17 protein-coding genes are annotated in these 22,672 nt (G+C 32.3%); 12 read left to right on the plus strand and 5 right to left on the minus strand.

The genetic code is table 4. From position 1 onward, the window contains the following. Positions 1-22 precede the first annotated feature (22 nt). From MCFN_RS01395 to MCFN_RS01410, 4 genes are all read right to left on the minus strand, one after another. Complete coding sequence (locus MCFN_RS01395; RefSeq protein WP_038561490.1) at positions 23-664, minus strand: hypothetical protein; 642 nt, start codon at positions 662-664, stop codon at positions 23-25. 319 nt (positions 665-983) lie between these two features. Further along, a complete protein-coding gene (locus MCFN_RS01400; RefSeq protein ID WP_038561492.1) occupies positions 984-1,643 on the minus strand; it encodes an adenylate kinase family protein in 660 nt (219 codons plus the stop codon). Further along, complete coding sequence (gene secY / locus MCFN_RS01405) at positions 1,637-3,112, minus strand: preprotein translocase subunit SecY (protein ID WP_051604556.1); 1,476 nt, start codon at positions 3,110-3,112, stop codon at positions 1,637-1,639. Before secY ends, MCFN_RS01400 begins: the two co-directional genes overlap by 7 nt. A 132-nt stretch (positions 3,113-3,244) precedes the next feature. After that, entirely contained in the window at positions 3,245-5,200 is a 1,956-nt protein-coding gene (locus tag MCFN_RS01410; protein WP_038561494.1) for a transketolase-like TK C-terminal-containing protein, read from the minus strand. A 245-nt stretch (positions 5,201-5,445) separates the two neighbouring features. Between MCFN_RS01410 and MCFN_RS01415 the strand changes: the two genes are divergently transcribed. The 6 genes from MCFN_RS01415 (at position 5,446) to MCFN_RS01440 (ending at position 12,254) form a co-directional block, all read left to right on the plus strand. Continuing rightward, on the plus strand, positions 5,446-6,243 hold the full coding sequence (locus MCFN_RS01415) for an energy-coupling factor transporter ATPase (protein ID WP_038561497.1): 798 nt from the start codon (positions 5,446-5,448) through the stop codon (positions 6,241-6,243). Beyond that, positions 6,234-7,211 carry an energy-coupling factor transporter ATPase gene (locus tag MCFN_RS01420; protein WP_038561500.1) on the plus strand — a complete coding sequence of 326 codons (978 nt, stop codon included), beginning with the start codon at positions 6,234-6,236 and terminating at the stop codon, positions 7,209-7,211. Before MCFN_RS01415 ends, MCFN_RS01420 begins: the two co-directional genes overlap by 10 nt. Beyond that, positions 7,211-8,080, plus strand: a complete 870-nt coding sequence (locus MCFN_RS01425; RefSeq protein WP_038561503.1) for an energy-coupling factor transporter transmembrane component T family protein — start codon at positions 7,211-7,213, stop codon at positions 8,078-8,080. Before MCFN_RS01420 ends, MCFN_RS01425 begins: the two co-directional genes overlap by 1 nt. A gap of 112 nt (positions 8,081-8,192) precedes the next feature. Beyond that, positions 8,193-10,181, plus strand: coding sequence for an NAD-dependent DNA ligase LigA (gene ligA, locus MCFN_RS01430; RefSeq protein ID WP_038561507.1), 1,989 nt, complete (start codon positions 8,193-8,195; stop codon positions 10,179-10,181). Between the two features lie 16 nt (positions 10,182-10,197). Beyond that, complete coding sequence (gene tpiA / locus MCFN_RS01435; protein ID WP_038561509.1) at positions 10,198-10,947, plus strand: triose-phosphate isomerase; 750 nt, start codon at positions 10,198-10,200, stop codon at positions 10,945-10,947. A gap of 122 nt (positions 10,948-11,069) precedes the next feature. Continuing rightward, positions 11,070-12,254 carry a phosphoglycerate kinase gene (locus MCFN_RS01440; protein ID WP_081817277.1) on the plus strand — a complete coding sequence of 395 codons (1,185 nt, stop codon included), beginning with the start codon at positions 11,070-11,072 and terminating at the stop codon, positions 12,252-12,254. A 53-nt stretch (positions 12,255-12,307) separates the two neighbouring features. On the opposite strand, the gene MCFN_RS01445 is transcribed toward MCFN_RS01440, so the two are convergent. Next, positions 12,308-12,667: a PTS transporter subunit EIIB gene (locus tag MCFN_RS01445; RefSeq protein ID WP_038561515.1), complete on the minus strand. Its 360-nt coding sequence runs from the start codon at positions 12,665-12,667 to the stop codon at positions 12,308-12,310. A 67-nt stretch (positions 12,668-12,734) separates the two neighbouring features. Here MCFN_RS01445 and trpS point away from each other — a divergent pair, with 67 nt between their 5' ends. The 6 genes from trpS (at position 12,735) to lon (ending at position 22,648) form a co-directional block, all read left to right on the plus strand. Further along, complete coding sequence (gene trpS, locus MCFN_RS01450) at positions 12,735-13,730, plus strand: tryptophan--tRNA ligase (protein ID WP_038561518.1); 996 nt, start codon at positions 12,735-12,737, stop codon at positions 13,728-13,730. Positions 13,731-13,744: 14 nt separating this feature from the next. Beyond that, on the plus strand, positions 13,745-15,493 hold the full coding sequence (gene thrS / locus MCFN_RS01455) for a threonine--tRNA ligase (protein ID WP_038561521.1): 1,749 nt from the start codon (positions 13,745-13,747) through the stop codon (positions 15,491-15,493). 537 nt (positions 15,494-16,030) lie between these two features. Further along, positions 16,031-16,657 carry a uracil phosphoribosyltransferase gene (upp, locus tag MCFN_RS01460; RefSeq protein ID WP_038561524.1) on the plus strand — a complete coding sequence of 209 codons (627 nt, stop codon included), beginning with the start codon at positions 16,031-16,033 and terminating at the stop codon, positions 16,655-16,657. Then, a complete protein-coding gene (locus tag MCFN_RS01465) occupies positions 16,657-17,355 on the plus strand; it encodes an MPN527 family putative ECF transporter permease subunit (RefSeq protein ID WP_038561527.1) in 699 nt (232 codons plus the stop codon). Before upp ends, MCFN_RS01465 begins: the two co-directional genes overlap by 1 nt. 15 nt (positions 17,356-17,370) lie before the next feature. Then, positions 17,371-19,713, plus strand: a complete 2,343-nt coding sequence (locus tag MCFN_RS01470; protein WP_038561530.1) for a class I tRNA ligase family protein — start codon at positions 17,371-17,373, stop codon at positions 19,711-19,713. A gap of 109 nt (positions 19,714-19,822) precedes the next feature. Next, positions 19,823-22,648: an endopeptidase La gene (gene lon, locus MCFN_RS01475; protein ID WP_038561534.1), complete on the plus strand. Its 2,826-nt coding sequence runs from the start codon at positions 19,823-19,825 to the stop codon at positions 22,646-22,648. Positions 22,649-22,672: the final 24 nt, after the last annotated feature.

The raw sequence follows: 22,672 nt of genomic DNA on the forward strand, positions 1-22,672 counted from the left end.
TAAAGGTGTTCGTTATTTTTAATTATGCTTTATAAATTGTGCATAAATTAGCATAAATTTTAGAATTACCATTACTATATTCAGCCGAAGTTGTGGTATCACTATACATATGACATTGAACCCCTATTATTTTGAATTTCATTGTAAGGATATTATCTTTTATTTTGTTATAAATTGTTTTAGATGTTTTAAATTTAAAGACAATGTAGCCACTTGAGTCATGTTCGCTATCTATTGGGGTCAATTTATTTTTAAATTTTTCTAATTGTTCTTTTTCTTTTGGCTCGGCCTCTTTTATAGCATTATCAAGAGTTTTAAGGCTTTTATCTTTTGCTGAGCTTAATTCAGATTCTTGTTTTTGTTTTTTTGCTTCTGTATCATCAATTTCACTTTTTTGTTTTGATGCAGCTTGGATTGCATTTCCAAGTTGATTTTTTGCGGACTGGTAGTTTAGTTTAGTTGGCGATTTTGGCACTGATTCTTGAGCTGATGCAATTTGTGTCTCAAGTGTAGTTTTAAGTTGATTAGCTGATGTCAATGTAGTTTCATAATTTGTTTTAGCTATTTGTAGTTCTTGGTTTTGTTTGGTGTCATGATTTTTATTTTTGCATGATGCGAATAACATTGATAATGTTGTAGTTGTCGCCAATGGCATTAGCAACATTGTTAACTTCAATATTTTTTTATTTTTACTTTCCTTTTTTTGTTAATAACATTGTTATTGTAAAAAAAGCAAACTATATTGCACTTGTTTCATATTTTTGTATTCAAAATTAATAAAATAGAAATGTTTACTCACCATTTAAGTCAGCGTTAGTAGTTTTAATGGAACAAAAATGTGGCTGAGTAATTTGCTCACTAACTAAATATATTTGATGAAAAAATTAGCGCCTTTTGGCGCCAATTTTATGATTTGGTAATCGATTAGAACAGTTTCAACAAGACACGTGCTATAAAATATCTTATTGAACTATAGCTAAGGGTTATTTTTTGATTTTGTTTAAAACTTCAAGTGCTATATCACTAGCGTTTCCGTTAGCGTCGATTGAAATTACCCGGCCGTTTTCTTGGTAAAAATCTAAAAGAGGTTGAGTTGAATCGTGGTAGATTTTTTGGCGAACTCTAATTGAATCTAACGAATCGTCAGCTCTCGTAAATAGAAGAGCTCCATCTTTTTCACATTTATCACCCAATTTTGATGGCATGTATTCGATATGATATCCGCTTTTGCACTGTGGACAAAAACGACGTCCTGATAATCTCTTCAATACTAAATCGTCATCAGCGTGCAATGACACAACAGCATATTCAAACCCTTCAATTGAATCTAGAAATTGAGCTTGATTAATTGTGCGCGGATATCCGTCTAATATAACGCTTTTTTGCTCGCCGATTAATTCAATTAATTTATTTTTAACTATTTCGTTGGTGATTTCATCTGGTACATACTGTCCTGATTTAACAATTTCAGATACTTTTAATCCCAGTGCACTTTGGCTAGCTATCTCTTCGCGAAATATGCTACCTGTTGATAAATGAATATATCCATAATCTTTGGCGATTATTCCAGCCACAGTGCCTTTACCAACACCAGGAGGACCCATGAAAACCATATTTAATTTAGGCTGCGAATCTTTTATCATAATAACCCCTCATCATTTTTGTTTTTGTTTGTATCTTTTTTGTCAGGACCATACTCTGTATACATATTTTCGTAAGCGATTTGTTCGCTGGCTTGACGCGTAATTTGTTTTTGTTTAGCGAAGCGAGTTGTTTTTAATCTCGCTTTAAATTGAGCAATTGTTTCTAGTGCCACAGATACTAAAATCATCACACTTGTCCCGCCAAAAGAAATTGCAGGAGGTCAATGTAAAATTAAGATTTGTAAATATTGAAATGACGCTAGCAACACTAAATAAAATGCCGAAAATGTTGATAATCTTAAAACAATTGCGAATAAGTAATCTTCGGTTTGTTCACCAGGTTGGACTCCGGGGATAAAAGTTGAATTTTTCGCAAAATCTTCACTGATTTTATCAATTTTTGATTGCTGGATACCCATTAAGTAGCTAAAGAAGAAAGTAATGATAACTAGCAATGACAAACCAAGAGGTGATGTAAATTGCATATATTCATTAATTCAAGCTTTAGCACCATTTCCATTTGGCAAAATTCGAGCAATCATAATCGGGAATGAAATAACCATTGTTGAGAAAATTATTGGCATAATCCCACCAGGATTTAATTTAATTGGTAATTTACCCATATCTTTAACATTTCTTGAGCGTCCAGCCCCAGTTTGTTGGATTGGAATATGACGTTCTGAGTTATAAATCAAACCTACAACAAATAAAGTTATGCAGAAAATGAATAAATATACTGCAAAATTTAATGAACCAATAAATATAGCCGAATTTGAGTGGCTACCTACAAAATATGTAATAGCACTTCTAAATTGATTTGGTAATGAAAATGCCATACCTACAAAAATAATTAAGGATGTCCCATTTCCAATCCCGCGATCAGTAATTTGTTCGGCGATAAACAATGAAAACAACGATCCCGCAATTAAGATTAATGGAACAATCAAGTATGTTGTCAGTGCTAATGAATTAGGTCCATAGACAGGAATAATTTTTATAAATGGATTATCACCCGCTCCTAGGGATTGTGACAATAGAATGGCTTGCGGAAAGGCGATGATTAGGGTTAAAACTCGAGTAATAACATTTAGTTTTCTTCGACCTTGCGGACCAGATTGACTTAATTTGTGTATCGCAGGAAACAATCTAGTTTGAAGCAATGACATAATTAAGGAAGCGTTAATAAAGGGAGAAATACCTAAGGCAGCTAATGAAAAATTCCTTAAACCACCACCCCCAATTAAGTTCAATGTATTAAAAAATGTATCTTGTTGAACTGTATCAGGGCTGTTAATTTTAACAAATGGAGACCCGATTGTAGTCATAATTACATATAAAGCTAAAAATGAAAGTGTTAAAATAACCTTTTTTGTTACATCTTTATTTTCTCAAAAAGATTTCCAACGCTGGCCAAGACCATATCAAAAACGAGATAAATTGTAACCGATATTGGTAAAAAATTTCTTCATACAACCTTTCTCTAATGACTTAATTAGGATAATTCATTAAATATAAATAGATAATTTACATTATACAAAAAACGAGGCTAATTTAAAATATAAAATTTTAATTTAGCATCAAAAATTTTTGTAATTTTAGCATTACAACTCAAGCATCTTAATTGTTTCATCAATGATATTTTCAACAGTTAACCCATTATCGTGGTATATTAGCTCACCTTTACCAGAGCAACCGAATTTTTTGGCCAAAATGGCTCTAAAACGTGTATATTCAGCAATTTTATATCACATTGTGTCATTGCTTGCTTCAATCGCTAATAAAGGAGTTTGAAAATGATTAGAAATTTTTGCAATTTCCTCGGTGTCATTAACTAAAAATTGTAAGACTGGAACAGAATACACTTTTACATTCAAGTTGTGCTTTTCATTTAATTTTTTAGCCGCATTAACAGCTATTTCAACTTCTGAACCACTTGCCAAAAGGTTAATTGACTTAGTAGATTCGGAATTTAATTCAATAATTAAACGTGTCTTTAATACACTTGTTAAATCTTGGGGTTGTGTATAAGTTTTTAAGTTTTGGCGTGATGTTATAATTGAAATTTGTTCACGTTTTGAATTTAGTGCATAAGCAAAGGCTGCCTCAGTTTCGTATTGATCGCAGGGGCGAATAACAACCATATTTGGCGTTGAGCGCAACATAGTTAATTGTTCAACGGGCTGATGTGTCGGGCCATCTTCGCCAACCATGTATGTATCGTGAGAATACACATTTATTACTGGTAATTCCATTAATGAAGCAAGACGCATCGCGCCTTTTGAATAATCAGCAAAGGCTAAAAATGTAGAAGCTAATGTTTTTAAATTGGTAGCTAAATTAATGCCATTATTGATTGCACACATGGCATGCTCACGAATACCATATTTAATACCTTGGCCGCCTTCACTAATAGATTTTGAAAATCCAATTTTAGTCGATGAAAACAAATCGGCACTTCCACCAACTATTGATCAATAATTTCGTTCTAAGTATTTAACAATTTGCCCGCTATATTCACGAGTTGATAAATCGTTTGCTGAGAATTCAATTTTGCTTAAATCATAAGAAATATTGTTGCTAATTAAAGATTGAAGTTCAGAAGATAATTCTGGGTAATTTTCAGTATATTTATCAATATTTTTCAGTCAATTTTGATAATTTTTATTTTTTTGTTCTCAAAAACTTTGAGCATAAGAATAGTTGTCATCATCATATTCAAAAGGGGTAAAGCTATCTAGGCTCATAGCTTTTTTAGTGGCTATTGTTTGTTCTGGTGTAAATAAAGCAGCATGCCCTTTTGATGAATCTTGATAATCAGTATATTTTGCAATGTTTGTGTGTATTTGCAAGTATGTTGGCCCTTTTAAATCTTTTATTTTTAAAAGTGCTTGCTCAATTAAATAGGGATCGCTTTCAATTTCGATAACATTAAATTTTTGAGCCTCAAAAAACTTTTTAAAATCAATATTATTCACCTCATTGTAAGGCGTATCAATTTGTATTTTGTTAAAATCGTGTATCAGAACAAAGTTGCTAACTTGCAGGGTTCCAGCTAACTGGATCGCTTCTAAAGCTACTCCCTCTTGTAAGCACCCGTCGCCGTGTAAAACATAAACAGTGTGGTCAATAATGTTGTAATCAGGTTTATTGAAGCGTTTAGCTAAATAATCACGACCTAATGCCATCCCCAAACCATTTGCAATTCCTTGTCCTAAAGCGCCAGTTGACACATCAATGTATTGAAAACGATCAATTTCAGGATGGCCACTAGTTCTAGAACCATATTTTCGAAATTGCTCAATATCTTGGCGATCCAATAACCCCATAAAATGCATGATTGTATATATAGTTAATGAACCATGGCCTGCTGACAAAATAAATTTGTCTCTATTTAATCATTTTGGATTGAGATTTGTAAAGTTGAAATATTTAGTAAACAATGTCGCTGTAATTTCAGCAGAACCAATCGCCATTCCTGAATGGCCACTTTTAGCATTGTTAACCGCATCCATTACTAACCCTCGCATTGAGGCAATTAATTTTTCTAATTTGTTCATGTTATCATCCCTTCCCAAAATACACGTTTTTAAGGTTTATTTATGTTTTTTGATTTTTAAAATATTGCAAAAATCTGTTTTTATTACATAATTGAATTATAATCTACCCTTTTTTGATACTGAAACAATATATCAAAATCTTGCATTGTTCAAACTCAGCCACTTATAAAAAGAATAAATAACTAAATTTAGCTTTTTATTTTTTTTAGTGTTTTAAAATCGAACTGGTATTATAATTAGACATTATGATTAAAGTGAAAGATTTAGTTTTTAAATATCCAGATGCGGACAAAAATGCAATCGATGGGATTAGTTTTGAAATACCTGACGGTAAATATGTGGCTATTTTGGGTCATAACGGTTCTGGTAAATCAACTTTTTCAAAACTTTTAGTAGCTCTTTATAGACCTAAAAGTGGTTCAATTGAAATTAACGGAACAGAAATATCATCACGCACAATGAGAAATATTAGGGCACAAATTGGAATTATTTTTCAAAACCCAGATAATCAGTTTGTAGGAGCTAGCGTTGAAGATGATATCGCTTTTGGTCTTGAGAATAAATGTGTTCCACGCCAGGAAATGAAACCTATTATTGATAAGTTAGTATCTAATGTCGGAATGAAACATCACTTAACACGTGAACCCCATTTATTATCAGGTGGCCAAAAGCAACGTGTTGCGATTGCTTCTGTATTAGCTCGCGATCCTCAAATAATTATTTTTGATGAAGTAACCTCTATGTTAGATCCAGTTGGTAAAAGACAAGTATTAAAGTTGATTCGTGATATTCAGGTAAAGAGAGAAAAAACTTTAATTTCGATTACTCACGATATGGACGAGGCTATTTTAGCTGACTATTGCCTAGTGTTTTCGCAAGGAAAAATTATTGCACAAGGGTCACCTAAGGATATATTAAGAAATAAAGAAGTTATTAAAATCGCCAAAATAGATTCGCCATTTATTTATAAATTAAGTGAAAAAATTGCAGGTGTTGAACCTACTTATGAACTAAATGAATTGATGGAGCAAATATGCAAATAAAAATAAATAATCTTTCACACACTTATGCTCCTGGAACTCGTATGGAGTATACGGCAGTTAAATTCGCTAACTTAAACATCAAACAAGGTGAATTTGTTGGGATAATTGGGCAAACAGGTTGCGGTAAGTCAACTTTAATCGAACACTTAAATGCCTTATTACTGCCAAGTACTGGCTCAATAACTTGAGATTTTGAAAACAAATCTTTTGATCGAAAATCAAAAACTTGATATAAATATCAGGACCGAATTCAACTTCGAGCATCTTGATACACACAGCGTAACCACTCAGATGGCACAAAAACAGTTAAATTACACACAAAAAGATTGAAAAAAGTGCGGAGATCAAAGGATATACGTTCTCGTGTTGCGATTGCATTTCAATTTGCTGAGTATCAATTGTTTGAAGAAACAATTGAAAAAGACATTATGTTTGGACCGATGTCATTTGGTGTGGATAAAAAAGAAGCGAAACAACGAGCTAAGAAATATTTAAACCTTTGCGGACTTGATGATTCGTTTTTGCATAAGTCGCCATTCGGATTATCGGGAGGTCAAAAACGTAGAGTAGCCTTAGCTGGAATTTTAGCGATTGAACCTGATGTTATAGTTGCTGACGAACCTACCGCTGGTTTAGATCCAGTTGGCGTGCAAGAAATTCTGTCAATTTTTACAAAATTACACAAAATGGGAAAAACAGTTGTTATTGTTACTCATGATTTAGATAACATTTTACAAGTTAGCGAACGTGTTGTAATGATGCATGGCGGCACTATTGTTAAAGATGGGCCGACATACGATGTTTTAAAAGATACAAAATTTTTAAAACAGCATAATTTAGAAGCACCTAGATTACTTGAATTTGTAAGCGAACTTGAAAATAAAGGCATTAAAGTTCCACCAACTAAATCCCTTGATGAATTGGCTGCATTTTTGAGTGAATATATCGCTAAAAAGGGGGTTAAATAATGAATTCTACTCCGGTTGGAAGTTACATTTATGATGATACATTTGTGCATAGGCTTGATCCACGAGTAAAATTAGTTGCTAATATTGTTTATATTGTAATGACTTTTTTATCTCTTCATTTTGCAACACTAGCAATATTATTTATACCTTTACTGATTTTACACCTGCTGGGGACTAAAAACATTAAAAGCGTTTTTAAACTTTTAAAAATGCCACTGCTTGTAGGATTTTTTGTATTTTTCGTCAATATTTACACGATGAAAAATACTCCGGAAACTGATTATAAGCCATTTCTTTATATTTTTGGTTCTTCAACGTACGCTTTAAGTTATGGTGTTATTGCTCGCACACTATCGCTAGTATTTAGAATTTACATAATGATTATGTCAACGAATTTATTCGTGACAACAACAAAACCGATTTTATTGACAAAAGCAATTGAAGATTTAATGTTGCCTTTGAAACTATTATTCATTCCTACACACATTATTGCAATGATTATTTCTGTAGCTTTACGCTTTATCCCGACTTTATTAATCGAAGCTAAAAGAATAATTAAAGCCCAGGCATCGCGTGGTGTTGATTTTGTTAATGGCAAGATTAAAGACAAAGCAAAAGCTTTTACAACGCTAATAATTCCCTTATTTTCAACATCTTTTGCCAAAGCTGAGGACTTATCAAACGCAATGGAGACAAGGGGTTATGATCCATATTCTAAACGTACTCGTTATCGTTTATTAATTCCTACTTGAAGAGATTTAATTGTTAGCATTGTGCTAATCGGGCTATTAGTTTTAACTGTATTAATAAAAAAAGATATGTTAGAATTAACTTATTTATATAATTTAACAAGTTTTGCCAAATACTAAGCTCACATAATTGAGCTTTTTATTTAAGTGTGGTTATATCGTAAAATTTAAGCCATTTGTTGAGCAAAAATACACAACATAATATAATAAAAATATGTATTTTGGAGGGTGAATGAAGCAAAAAATTAGTGAATTGACTAACTTAATAAATCAGTGAAATTATGAGTATTTCATACTTAATGAACCAACAGTGAGTGACTTAGAATATGATAAAGCACTGCTTGAATTAGAAAGACTAGAAAAAGAGTTTCCTCAGTTTATCCACCCAAATTCACCAACCAAAAAGGTTGGAGCAAACTATAATGCTTATCTTTCAAAATTCACCAAAGTTAAACACATGCAACCAATGCTTTCGCTTGGCAAAGCTTATAGTTATGATGATGTTGAAAAATTTATCTCCAACATTGAGCAAGTTGTACCGACTGAAGAAATTCAATTTAGTTTAGAACCTAAAATCGATGGACTTTCAATCGCCTTGCACTATCAAAATGGTTATTTAGCAAAAGCGCTTACTCGTGGAGATGGAGTTGAAGGAGAAGATGTTACTGACAATGTTTTTCAAATTAAAGACATACCTCATATAATCGATTACAGCAACGATATAGAAGTGCGTGGCGAAGTGTTTATGAGTAAAAACCAATTCAACACGTTAAAAACACAAATGTCACAGGAAGGTAAAAAAATCCCTTCTAATCCACGCAACGCGGCTAGCGGCACACTACGTCAAAAAGATTCGGAAGTTGTAAAACAACGTAGCTTAAGCTGTTATATTTATGAAATAGTGGAGCCACTTAAACATGATTTAAATACTCAAAAAGAAGTTCTTGCTTTTTTGAAAAAAATAAATATCCCAATAAACCCATATATGCAAATTGTCGATTCAGAGGAATTGCCTGATAAAATTGAGGATTTTGCTGAAATAAAGAATAAATTTAATTATGATGTTGATGGATTAGTAATTAAGTTAAATAACTTAAAATATTGAGAAAGATTGGGTAAAACTGCTAAATTCCCAAAACATTCAGTCGCTTTTAAATATGATGTTGAGCAAGCAAGTAGTATTATAAAAAATATTGCAGTTTCTGTTGGGCGCACTGGGAAAGTCACTTACATTGCCGATATTGATCCGGTTGAATTAAACCAAACGCTAGTAACCAGAGCAACCTTACACAACTACAATTTTATTGAGGAACTTAAAATCAATGTAGGAGATGAGATAGCAATCATTAAAGCCGGTGAAATAATTCCTAAAATTATTGCTTTAACACACAAAAACACTGAAAATACATTCAAAAAAGTATTATCTTGTCCCTCGTGTTTAAGCCAATTAGTTGAATATGAAGGAATAGTGGACCAGTTTTGCACAAACCAAAATTGTGAAGAAAAACAAGTAAATAAAATTTATCATTTTGCGTCACGTAAAGCAATGAATATTGTTGGTATGGGTCTTGAACTTGTTCGGAGCTTATATCGTGCAAAAATTATTGAGAAAATTGAAGATTTATACAGCTTAGAAACAAAAATTCAAGAGTTAAGCAACATTAAGTTAAAAGGAAATGTTAATTTTGGCTTGCTAAGAGCTCAGAAATTATTAATAAACATTAAGAAAAGTAAAAATGTATCTTTTGCGAAAGTTCTTTTTGCATTAGGACTAAATCATTTAGGATCCCGTGCTGCAATTTTAATTGCACAAAAATACTCTTCATTCGCTGATTTGATTAATGATCGTGAGTTGGATTTATTGAAAAATATTGATAATATAGGACCAAAAACAGTTAACAGTATATTAGACTATATGAGTGATGAAAATAATGTTCAATTAATGAAGTTTTTAGACATTAATTTAAATTATATAAATGCAAATGCAACAAAATCAAATATTTTTGCTGGTAAAACGTTTGTAATTACTGGGACACTATCTTATGCACGTGAGCATTTTGTTGCCATCATTGAAGCGAACGGGGGCAATGTTAGTTCAAGCGTTTCTAAAAAAACAAGCTATTTATTAGCGGGCGAACACGCCGGTAGCAAATTAGATAAGGCTAAAAGTTTAAATATTCAAATTTTGAATGAAAATGAATTTAATAATTTATTAAAATAAGTTCATAAGGAGTAATATGAATAAAATTGTTATTGCTAATTGAAAAATGAATAAAACATTTGATGAAAGTGCGCAGTGATTGACTGAATTTAACAAAAAATTCACAAAAAAAATAAAAAATGATCGCGAGTACCGCGACGCCGTATATTCAAACCAATTTGGAATTGCTATGCCCCCAATTAATTTAGCGTCTCACGTAGCTTTTAATAATGAAAAAAGACTTCTTTTAGTTGCCCAAGATGTTTCGGCATTTCACGCTGGCCCATATACAGGAGATGTTTCAGCAGAAATGTTAAGTGAATTTGATATTAAATATGTAATTGTTGGACATTCTGAGCGCCGTAAGTATCACTATGAGACTTGTGCAGATGTCAATGCTAAAGCTCGAATTGCACTTGAATATGGCATAACACCACTTATTTGTTTTGGAGAAACACTAGAAGAATATCAACAAGGACGCTCGAAAGAGGTTGTTCATAAGAAAATTATGGATTCTTCAAAAGGTCTAGATTTTCATAGAGTGATAATTAGTTACGAACCAATCTGGGCGATGGGTACAGGACATAGTGCTTCACCTGAGTTTTTGAAGGAAATGGCTGAATACATTCGCTCAATAACCACTCCTGATACAAGAATTATTTATGGCGGTTCGGTAAATGCTAAAAATATTAAAGAATTAGCAAAAATTGAAGAAATAAACGGTTTTTTGATTGGTAATGCTACTCTGGATTTAGATACATTTTTAGAAGTTATTGCAGTTGAATAGTGTGCTATTCAACTTTTTAATATTTTCTGTGTAAATGATTACACAGAAAAGTTTGCATTAAAATTTCAACATCTTTGAATTTAATATAATAAAAATACAAGATATATAAGTAAGGATTAATTATGAAAAAAACAATTAAAGATATCAATTTAAACGATAAAAAAGTCGTTATTAGAGTTGACTTTAATGTACCGATTAAAGATGGTATTATTCAATCAAATGAAAGAATTATAGCGGCCTTGCCAACTATTAAATACGCAATTGAAAATAACGCAAAAATAATCTTATTATCACACCTAGGAAGAATAAAAACTGAGGAAGATAAAGCAAAAAAATCACTAAAACCTGTAGCGATTGAGCTTGCAAGGTTATTAGGGCACAAAGTTTATTTTGCGCCACAAACTAGCGACCAAACACTAGTTGAAGCTGTCGATAATTTAAAAAATGGAGAAGTGTTACTTGTTGAAAATACTCGCTACGAAGACTTAAACGAAAAAGCGGAAAGCAAAAATGCTAGTTGACTAGGAGAAAAATGAGTCTCACTAGCAGATATATTTATTAATGATGCTTTTGCAACAGCACACCGTTCGCACGCATCGAATGTTGGAATTAGTTCACGTGTAAACGAAAGTGCCGTTGGGTTATTAGTTGAGAAAGAGCTAAATGCTTTTGACACTGCTTTTGCTGGCGATATTCATCCGTTTGTTGCAATTGTTGGTGGAGCAAAAGTTAAAGATAAAATTTCATACCTAACAAAATTAAGCCAAAAAGCAGACAAAATACTAATTGGTGGTGCGATGGCTTATACATTTTTAAAAGCCAAAGGATTTGAAATTGCTAAATCGCTTGTGGAAGACGAACATATTGAATTTGCCAAAGAGTTAATGGCGACATCAAAAGCAGAATTTATCATCCCGCTTGATAACGCTATGGTTGAAAATTTCGATGCCACTCAACCTTCATACTCAAAAGATCAAAATGTTGAAAAAGGAAAAATGGGTATCGATATTGGGCCAAAAACAATTGATCTATACAAAAAACATTTAGCGACTGCTAAACTCGTATATTGAAATGGTCCTTTAGGAGTGTTTGAGTTGCCATTTGGTGAAGCTGGGACTAGGGAAATCGGTCTTGCAATGGTAAGTTCAGGAGCCTACACCATTATTGGTGGCGGAGACACAATTGCGGCGAGCGAAAAATTCAACTTCAAAGACAAAATTAATCACGTTTCAACCGGTGGAGGAGCTAGTCAAGAATATTTACTTGAACGTTCATTACCAGCTATTGAGGCAATTCAAGACAAATAATTAGCCCGAGGGCTAATTTTTAAAATCCAGTATTTTGTGTGTAAAATACTGGATTATTTATTGAATTTTTGAGCATATGAGTGAGCTTGTTCGCCCATTATTAAGGTTATTTTACTTGTTGAAATCATAATGCCAGAAGCTATTTTTTTAGATTTAATTTGGTTTACGTTAACAATATTTTTATCGCTTACTTCTACGATTAATTTTGAACCTTTAGCACTCAAACTGATAATATTATCAACACCACCTAATAATGAAATAAGCTCATCGCTTTTAGCATCGCTAATATTTAAATCTTTTTTACCTAAAATTATATTTTTACGTTTTTTATTTCGCAAATACCAATGCAACCAACAAAATCCAAGAGTAAAAATTGTTAATAATACCAAATTAAATTTATCTTTTTTAGTCATGTTTGTATTATATCAATATTGTCTTTTTGTATTATAATTTAAAATTATAAATTAATAGGAGTGTTAAATGCTAAAACCAAGATTGATTAGCGGAATTAAACCGACTGGCGAGCTAACATTAGGTAATTACATCGGCGCTTTGAAACATTTTGTCAAAATGCAAGATCAATACGATGCTTACTTTTTTGTAGCGGATTTACACGGATTGACTACTGGTTTTGTTGATGCGGTCGCAAATTTAAAAGCGCGTCGCGAAACTGTGGCGATGTATTTAGCTTGCGGTTTAGACCCGAAAAAAGCAAATATATTTTATCAATCGGAACTGTATGAACATACATATGCTCAATGATTGATGACTAGCGAAGTTTCGTTAGGCGAGCTTCAACGTATGACACAGTTTAAGGACAAAGCAAAAAATATTGAAAAACAAGAAAACGGAACTGAAAAAATACCAGTAGGTCTTTTAATGTATCCAATATTAATGGCTGCTGATATTTTAATTTATAACGCTGATGTTGTGCCAATCGGCGAGGACCAAACACAGCATCTGGAATTGACGCGCACAATTGCTCAACGTCTTAATAAACGATACAAAACAAAATTTAAGTTGCCTTTAGGTGTTATTCCGCCGGTTGGCGCCAGAATCAAATCGCTAAGTGACCCAAAAGTGAAAATGTCAAAAAGTGATAAAAGCTCAAAAGGGACGATTTACTTATTGGATGACCCTGAGGTTGCTTACAAAAAAATTATGAAAGCAGTTACCGATTCAGAGAATAAAGTTTACATTTCCGAAAATAAGCCTGGCGTTTTGAATTTATTAAATATTTACGCCGCTCTAAATGATATTTCGCTTGAAAAAGCTGCTGATGTTTTCAAGGAAGCTAATTATGCAGAATTTAAAAGTGCAGTTGCCGAAAGCGTTAAGCAAACATTAATTAAAATTCAATCAAATTATCAAAACGCTACTCAAAATATAGACCAAATTACCGCCCAAGGCCGCAAAAATGCTAAATTAATTTGCGCTCCAATTGTGAGTGATTTGGCTAAAAAAATGGGTTTTTAAATAAAAGGAATCATATGAAAATACAAGTTGATAAAAAATTAAATCACACCTGTTCGCACTTACTAGGCGCCGCTGTAGAACTATTATATCCTCAAGTTAAATTAGGATTTGGACCAGCCACTCAAGAAGGGTTTTACTATGATTTTGAATTCGCTGAAGTGATTAGTGATAGTGAAATAGCCAAAATTGAAAGACTAATGAAAAAATTAGCTAGTCGTAATCTTATTACAGTGCAAATTAGTGAAGATGAGTATGATTTTACAGATAAACCATACAAAAAAGAGCTTTATGACGAATTAAAAGAACGTGGTGAAACAATTACTTTTTACGCCTTGCAGGATCCCTTGAACAAGGAAATTGTTTTTAAAGATCTTTGCGCTGGCGGTCATGTTGAAAGTACAAAAAAAATTAAAAATTTTAAATTGCTATCATTAGCCGGGGCATACTGACGAGGCAATTCAGATAACATTCAGCTGACACGTATTTATGGAACTGCTTGAGAAACCAAAGAAGAATTAGATAATTATTTAGCTATATTACAAGATCGAAAAGAGCGGGACCATCGCAAAATTGGTAAAGATTTAAAAATATTTTCAATGCATCAATTGACTGGGCAAGGATTGCCGATTTGATTAGAAGACGGTATGTATATCCATAATGAAATCCGCAATTTAGTACTGAAAATGGATAGAAAATATGGTTTTACAGAGGTTTTAACTCCCCATTTCGGTAATGAAGAGCTTTACAAAATTTCCGGTCATTTAGCACACTATAAAGATGATATGTTTGCTCCAATTGTCGTTGAGAAAGAACGTTTAATTCCTCGGCCAATGACTTGCCCGCACCACAATATATGCTTTGGTTTGGAAAAACGTTCGTATCGTGATTTGCCGATTCGTTATTCAGAGCAATCTCAGTTATATCGCTATGAAAAATCAGGAGCTTTAACCGGACTTGAACGTGTTAGAGGAATGTTATTAACCGAAGGGCATTTATATGTACGCGAAGACCAAATTTTTGATGAAATTGTTCGCATGTACAATCAAATAAGTGAAACATTAAAAATATTTAACATTCAAATTTCTTACATTTCACTTTCGCTTCGCGATCCAAAAGACACACAAAAATATTTTAATGACGAGAACATGTGAATTAAGAGCGAAAAAATGTTGAAAGATGCTCTTGATTCAATGAATGTTCAATACCAGGAAATGCCTGGAGAAGCTGCATTTTATGGTCCAAAAATGGATGTCCAAATTCACACTGCCTTGGGTCACGAGGTTACTGTCGCAACCATTCAATTAGATTTCTTGCAACCAATGAAATTTGATTTAAAATACACAGATTCAACCGGGAATGAGGCTCGCCCTGTTATGATTCATAGAGGTTTGATTGGAACTTATGAACGTTTCGTAGCCATTCTTTTAGAACAAACTAAAGGTGTATTACCGTTTTGATTGGCTCCAAAGCAAATTACTATTATTCCGGTCAATCTTAATGACAATCTTGAATACGCAAAAGAAATTTACGAAGGATTATGGTCACATAATTTTAGAGTAAAACTTGATGATCGTGATGAAAGATTGAACAAAAAAATACGCGAAGCACAAATATCAAAATCTAAATACCAGATAATTTTAGGCGAAAACGAATCTAAAACTAAAACAATTTCATACCGTAAATATGGCGAAACTGACACGCATACAGTATCATTGGATGATTTTGTTATGATGCTAAATAAATTAAGAGCAAATTATGAGTAATCGCTACTGATCCTTAGTTGCTCTATTTTATATAGCTATAATACAAGTGTTACCTTTAACAATATTGTGGTATTTTGCCACCCCCGATTTCCAAAATCAAACAATTTTCAATTTTCACTTTATTTTGTGAATTCCGCTAGGGATAACAATTATTTCTATTTGCGGGGCTATTTTACTTGTTTACTTTAATGTTATTAGGTTAAAAGGTATGAATTTTGTGATAACTATTCCCGTCTTATATAGTTTAGTAATCGTACTTTCTTTAACGCCTCTTTCAGTTTTTTGGCGTATGTTTATTTCTTTTTCAACGGTTATTCTTGTTACTATATTAACTAGTCTTGTGATTTCGAGAGTGGGGACGTTTAAAAATAAAAAATGCAAAAAACTCAGTATATAAGACTGAGTTTTTGTGTTTTTTTTAATAAAAACCCTTAATTTAACTGCTGACAATAAGATAATGAATCATAACTTATATTAATAATTAAGTATTAAATTTAATTATGGTATTATAAATATATATTTAATATTGGAGGATTAATGCTTAAGGTAATTGAACATCCATTAATTTCAATAAAACTAACCGCAATGCGTGATAAAAATGCCGATCACCAAGTTTTTCGTCAAAATTTGAATGAAATTGCATCATTAATGGTCTATGAAATAATGCGAGATTATAAGGTAAAAAACAAAACTATTTTAACTCCATTAAATGATGAATATGTTGGAGCGACTTACGACAAAGAAATTGTAATCGTCCCAATTTTGAGAGCGGGACTAGGTATGACAGAAGGGTTACTGAAATTAATTCCGAATGCTCGTGTGGGTCATATTGGTTTATATCGTGATGCTGATACACATGAACCTGAAACATATTTTTATAAAATGCCTGAAGTGCCAAAAGATAGCTACATTTTAGTAGTCGATCCGATGTTAGCTACTGGCGGATCCGCTGTTGATGCTATTAAAAAACTTAAAAACGATGGATTTAATAATATTCAACTCGTATGTTTAGTCGGAGTTAAAGAAGGTGTGCAAAATGTGATGAATAATTTTGGCCCTAACTTTAATATATTTTTAGCATCACTTGATCCTGTTTTGAACAGCAAAAAGTATATTGTTCCAGGCCTTGGTGACGCCGGTGATAGGATATTTGGTACAAAATAATGTATTGAAGCTCGCAAATTGTTAAAAAAATAGTTTTAACAGGACTACTTTTAGCTTTATCAATCATTGGTGACTTTTTTGGTAAATTTCTGCCTTTCAATTCTTTTTTGAAATTTAATTTATCATTAATTTTCACTTTAAGTGCATTTAGATTTATTGGCATTAGTTGAGGTATGATTGTTGTCTTTTCGTTGATGATTTTAGGCCCCACTTATTCTTCAGCGGGCTACACTGATATTGGAATTTTAGGTCACGCACTTCTTCTATTGGCTCAAACCACGTTTATTTTGTTTTATTTATTGTTTTACAAGTTAATTACAGTTCATTTTCGCTTAAAGCATCATTCTACTAGGGTTAAAGCTGAATTAATAGCTAACCCGATCGCTTTAATTATCGCTACCATTTTAGCAACTGTCTTTATGATTGTGGTTAATGTGTTTTTCGCAACTCCAACCTATTTTTATTTATTTAAAGCAATCAAATCACCAAATTTTGTAACACTAGCTGCTCAATACGATTCAAAATTTAAAGGATTATTTTTCGGAATACCTAATTATTACCTAGGTTCTAGTGTTGTTTATGGTCTTTTTAATATTTCTAACTACGCTATAAACTCAGTTCTAATTGTTTTAATTTTGAGAATTGGTGCTAAGGCTAATTTATTTACATTGGCACAAAACGCAAAAATAATTTATTAATTTTCGGAGGTTTTCATGTCAAAATTTGAATATAATCAAAAAAATATTGAGCTAAAATGACAAAAATACTGAGATGATACTGACTATTCAAAGCCATCTAATAATTTAAATTTACCTAAAAAATACATTTTGAGTATGTTTCCCTATCCATCAGGAAACATACATATGGGTCATGCCCGTAATTATTTAATTAGTGATGCAATGGCGAGGTATTATCGTCGTCTTGGCTTTAATGTGTTACATCCTGGTGGTTGAGATGCATTTGGCTTGCCGGCAGAAAACGCAGCTATTAAGCACAAAATCCACCCCAAGGATTGAACATACGAAAACATCGCTAACATGAATCCGCAATTGAAAAGGCTGGGTATTTCATTCGCAAGAGATGAATATGAAGTTATTACGTGCGATCCTGAGTATACTAAATGAGAACAATTTCTTTTTATTGAAATGTATAAAAAAGGTCTTGTTTATCGAAAAAAATCGCCATTAAATTGATGTGAAAAAGATCAAACAGTATTAGCAAATGAACAAGTTATTGATGGATTATGCTGACGGTGCGATGAGCCAGTAATTCAAAAAGAAATGGATCAATACTATCTAAAAATTAAATCATACGCTGAGGAACTTCAAAATGATTTGGCCTCATTGCGAGGTCATTGACCTGAAAAAGTCTTGACAATGCAAAAACGTTGAATTGATTTTGTAAATGGATATAAAGCTGTTTTCAAGATTCAGGATAAAGACACAAAATATACTGATTTAAATGTATTCATTAAAGATGGAAGCGAGCTAGAGGGATTTAATTTTATTGCTATTTCAGCTTCACACCCATTAGTTCAAGAGTTAATAAAAGCTAATAAATTCAGTGATGATGAACTCACACTTATTCAAAAAATTAAAGCAAAATCTGCTGCGAAGGATTTTAAATCACAATTGTGTTTGAGGTTAAATGTCAGTGCGCAAGCAACATTTAACGAATTAAAATATCCCGTATTTATCAGTGATTTCACTTCCATTGGAGCAGTTGATAGAGTTATTTTAGTTAATGTTGAAAAGTCTAAATCTCATGCTGAATATGCAAGAAAAAATAATATCAACACTCACATTGAAAATTCCCCTATAAACACTGAAATGCTATTCCCGGCGGAACAAATGAATTTGCGTGATTGAGGTATTTCGAGACAGCGTTATTGAGGGACGCCAATCCCGATGGTCCATTGCCCTAAATGTGGAATTGTACCTGAAAAAATTGAAAATTTACCTATAACTCTTCCAAAAAATGTTGAGTTTGCTGGATTTGGCAATCCATTAGAAACCAACAAAGAATGAATGCAAGTTAGATGCCCTTCTTGCGATGGTTATGCTAGACGCGAGAGTGATACATTTGATACCTTTTTCGAATCTAGTTGATACTTCCTTCGTTTCAGCGTACCTCCTGTTTTGCGCTCGAAAATGGCTCTTAGTCCTGAACATACTAAGTATTGAAATCAAGTTGATGAATACATTGGTGGGGTTGAACATGCAATCCTACACTTACTTTATGCGCGCTTTTTCACAAAGGTTTTAGCTGATTTAGGCTACTTAAATTTCCGCGAACCATTTGCCAACTTAATTACCCAGGGAATGGTATTAAAAGACGGGTCAAAAATGTCTAAATCAAAAGGAAATATAGTTAGCCCAGTAGAAGCAATTGAAGAATATAATGCTGACACGCTACGCTTGTTTATTCTTTTTGCCGCTCCGCCGGAAAAAGAATTGGAATGATCAAGTTCAGGAATTGATGGCAGTTTTAAATTTATTAATAAATTAATTGAAAAAGCATCAACTTTAAATATTGATTTTGATTTTAAAAGTTTAGATATAACCAAACTTAATGCTGATGAAAAACTTGCTCGTCGCAAGCTATATGCAGGACTTAAAAAGCAAAAAGAAATGTTTAATGATCGTCGTAGCGGATATGCATTCAACACAATTATTGCCTGATGTATGGAAACATACAATGCTTACGAAAAAATCAATTCACACACATTAAATACTGAATTTTTCTACGTTTTATTAAATATATTAGAGCCATTTATCCCTCATCTTTCGTGAGAATTATCAAAAAGATTTTTCGATTTAAAAAATCTCTATGATTTCTCAATCGATGAGCGTGCATTCGAAGTCGATAGTGTCACATATCCTATAACAGTCAATGGAAAAATTAGAGCTCAGATTGATATTTTAAAATCTAAAAATAATAAAGAATTTGTAATTTCAGAAGCTAAAAAAGCAGTAGCTAATTGAATTCAAGAAAAACAAATTTTAAAGGAAATATTTGTTCAAGATAAAATTGTTAATATTGTGATAAAGGGTTAAATCCCCCTTTTTTATTAAAAAAGAAAATAATTGAAAGTATCTAAAATATTTTTAGCACTCCCAGTATTATTGTGCTAAAATATATCAAAAGAATTGAAAAGAGGGAATTATGGAAGAAAGATTATTAATTACTAGAATTGGTGACCCTGAATTAAAATCAAACGTTCTATACGGCTATGAAACAAGAACGATACAGGTTAAGCCATATGGTGAAGTGTGAACTAAAAAATACTTAAATAGCTTAGTAAAAAAAGTTGGTGAAGGCAAGGTTCTTGATACAACTAAAACCACTTCTAAATCTAAAAATAGTGAGAAGTCGTCTGAATATTTACTTTTGGGTTACCACCCAATTTTTCCTGGTGATCTTTATGATAATAAAACAATTCCAATCGATGAGTTGAAAGTGGAAAATATTAGCAGTGTATTGACTTATGCTCAAATTTTGGATGTTGTTAAAATTGAAGAAAACATTTACGAATTTACACTTAAATCTATTGACCGTTATGAATTGGAGAGTATTATTACTTTACCAGATGAAAGTGGAATTAGCGCAGATAAAATTTTAATTAAAGATATTATTAGAGTGTCGGCAAAACGCTTTCCTCTTGTTTTACCAGATGAAGAAATACCACAAACTGAGATAGCGATAAGTAGAATTGAAGAAGCTTTGACTGCGCTTGCTAAATCTTCTGTTTGACCTAAAATAGAACAACAAATGCTTTTATCCAACCCTTGAAATGATTTATATAAGCAAAATTTGTCCGAAGGTTATAAAACTGCGAAATCAGAAAATGTTGATGATGAATTACCGACTTATTTCGAGGCTATTTCGCAACTAATTCGTTATTCATTTGCCAATAACTTAACAAAACTAAAAATAATTGAAGCCAAAACATATCTACAACAAGCTGAAATTTTAACAAATCAAATAATTTGATTTTATAGCTTAATGGAATGAAGTCCCAAAGAAGAAGTTGTATTCAGAAGCATCGCTCTTTTCAAAGAAGCACTTAGCGAAGATGGTGAAATGGATGAAATTGCAGAAGCTACATCTTTAAATCCTAAGTCATCTAAAAAAGGCAAAAAATCTACTGACCCTATAAGTGATGCTATTGTTGAAAATGAATTAAATAAAAAAGTTAAAGATAATTTAGAAAAGCAACAACGCGAGTTCTTATTAAAAGAAAAATTAAAGGTTATTAAAGAAACGTTACAAGAAGAGTCTAATAATGATGAAGACGATTCTGAATTTGCGAAAAACTCAAAAGATAAAACAAAAGCCAAAATATACCCTGATTCAGTGGTTAAGTTGATAAAATCAGAGACCAATAAGCTAAAATCAATGATGTCAGGAAGCCCTGATGCAAATATTACAAGTTCGTATGTAAATGTTTTAAAAAGCTTACCGTGAAGAAAAGTTGAAGTCGAAACTCTTGATATCAATAAAGCTAGAGAAATACTAGATAAAAATCACTATGGTTTAGGAGAAGTTAAAGAACGTATCATTGAGTATTTATCACTGATTATTAATCACAAAAACATTGCGAAAAATTCTAAAAAAGATGTTTTATTAAACTTTGATGATAATCATCAAATTGACCTAGAATTATTTAAAGAAGAAGATCAAAATGCAAAAGTACAAAAAAACTTTAATAATGTTCCTATTTTAACTCTTGTCGGGCCTCCAGGAACTGGAAAAACATCACTTGCCCGTGCAATTGCCGAAGCATTAAATAAAAGTTACATCAAAATTTCTCTAGGTGGGGTTCATGACGAAAGTGAAATTAGAGGACACAGAAGGACGTATGTTGGGGCAATGCCAGGTAAAATTATTAAAGCTATTCAAAAAACCGGTGTTTCAAACCCATTAATTTTACTTGATGAAATTGATAAAATGAGTTCGGATTATAAAGGCGATCCTTCATCAGCTATGCTAGAAGTTTTAGATCCAGAACAAAATACCAAATTCCAGGACAATTACTTGGAACATGAATACGACTTATCGAAGGTTATGTTTATAGCTACTGCTAACTATTATGAAAATATTCCAAAACCATTGCTAGATCGCGTTGAAATAATTGAATTACACTCATATACAACAAACGAAAAAATAAAAATTGCCCGTGAACACTTAATTGACATTGCGATACGTCAATCAGGGCTAACCAAGGACCAGTTTATTATTGAGGATGATGTAATTGAAGCGATAATTAAGCATTATACAACTGAGGCTGGAGTCCGTGGCTTAAAACGTCAATTTGATAAAATTGCTCGTAAAATAGTAACCAAGATTGTTGCAGGCGAAAATATCAAAGAATTTAAAATCGATAAAGAAACAGCTTTCAAACTACTTGGTACTCCAAAATTCTCGGGCGAGGACAAAATTGGTAAACCGCAAATTGGAGTCGTTAATGGTCTAGCATACACATCTATCGGTGGAAGCACTTTACAAATTGAGGTTATACCATATCTAAATAAAAATGGTGGATTTAAACTAACAGGTTCGCTTAAAGATGTTATGAAGGAATCTGCTTCAATTGCATATTCTTTTGTTCGATCAAATGCTAAAAATTTTGGAATTGAGTTTGAATTTGAGAGTAATGAGATTCACATTCACGTCCCTGAGGGGGCGGTTCCTAAGGATGGACCAAGTGCCGGAGTTACTTTTACTACAGCACTAATATCAGCACTGACGCAAAAACCAGTTTCTCAAGATGTTGCAATGACTGGTGAAATTACTTTGAGAGGTCGCGTGCTTGAAATCGGCGGCTTAAAAGAAAAATCATTTGCAGCTTTTAAAAATGGTATTAAAACAGTGTTTATACCAAAATCAAACGAAAAAAATTTAAAAGATATCCCTGAGGAAGTTTTAAATGCAATTCAATTTGTTCCTGTGGAACATTATCAAGAAATTTTTGATCATTTATTTAAATAATAGATATACTAAAACTAAGATAAA

This window comes from Mycoplasmopsis californica (genome assembly GCF_000695835.1).
Taxonomy (GTDB): Bacteria; Bacillota_I; Bacilli_A; order Mycoplasmatales; family Metamycoplasmataceae; genus Mycoplasmopsis; species Mycoplasmopsis californica.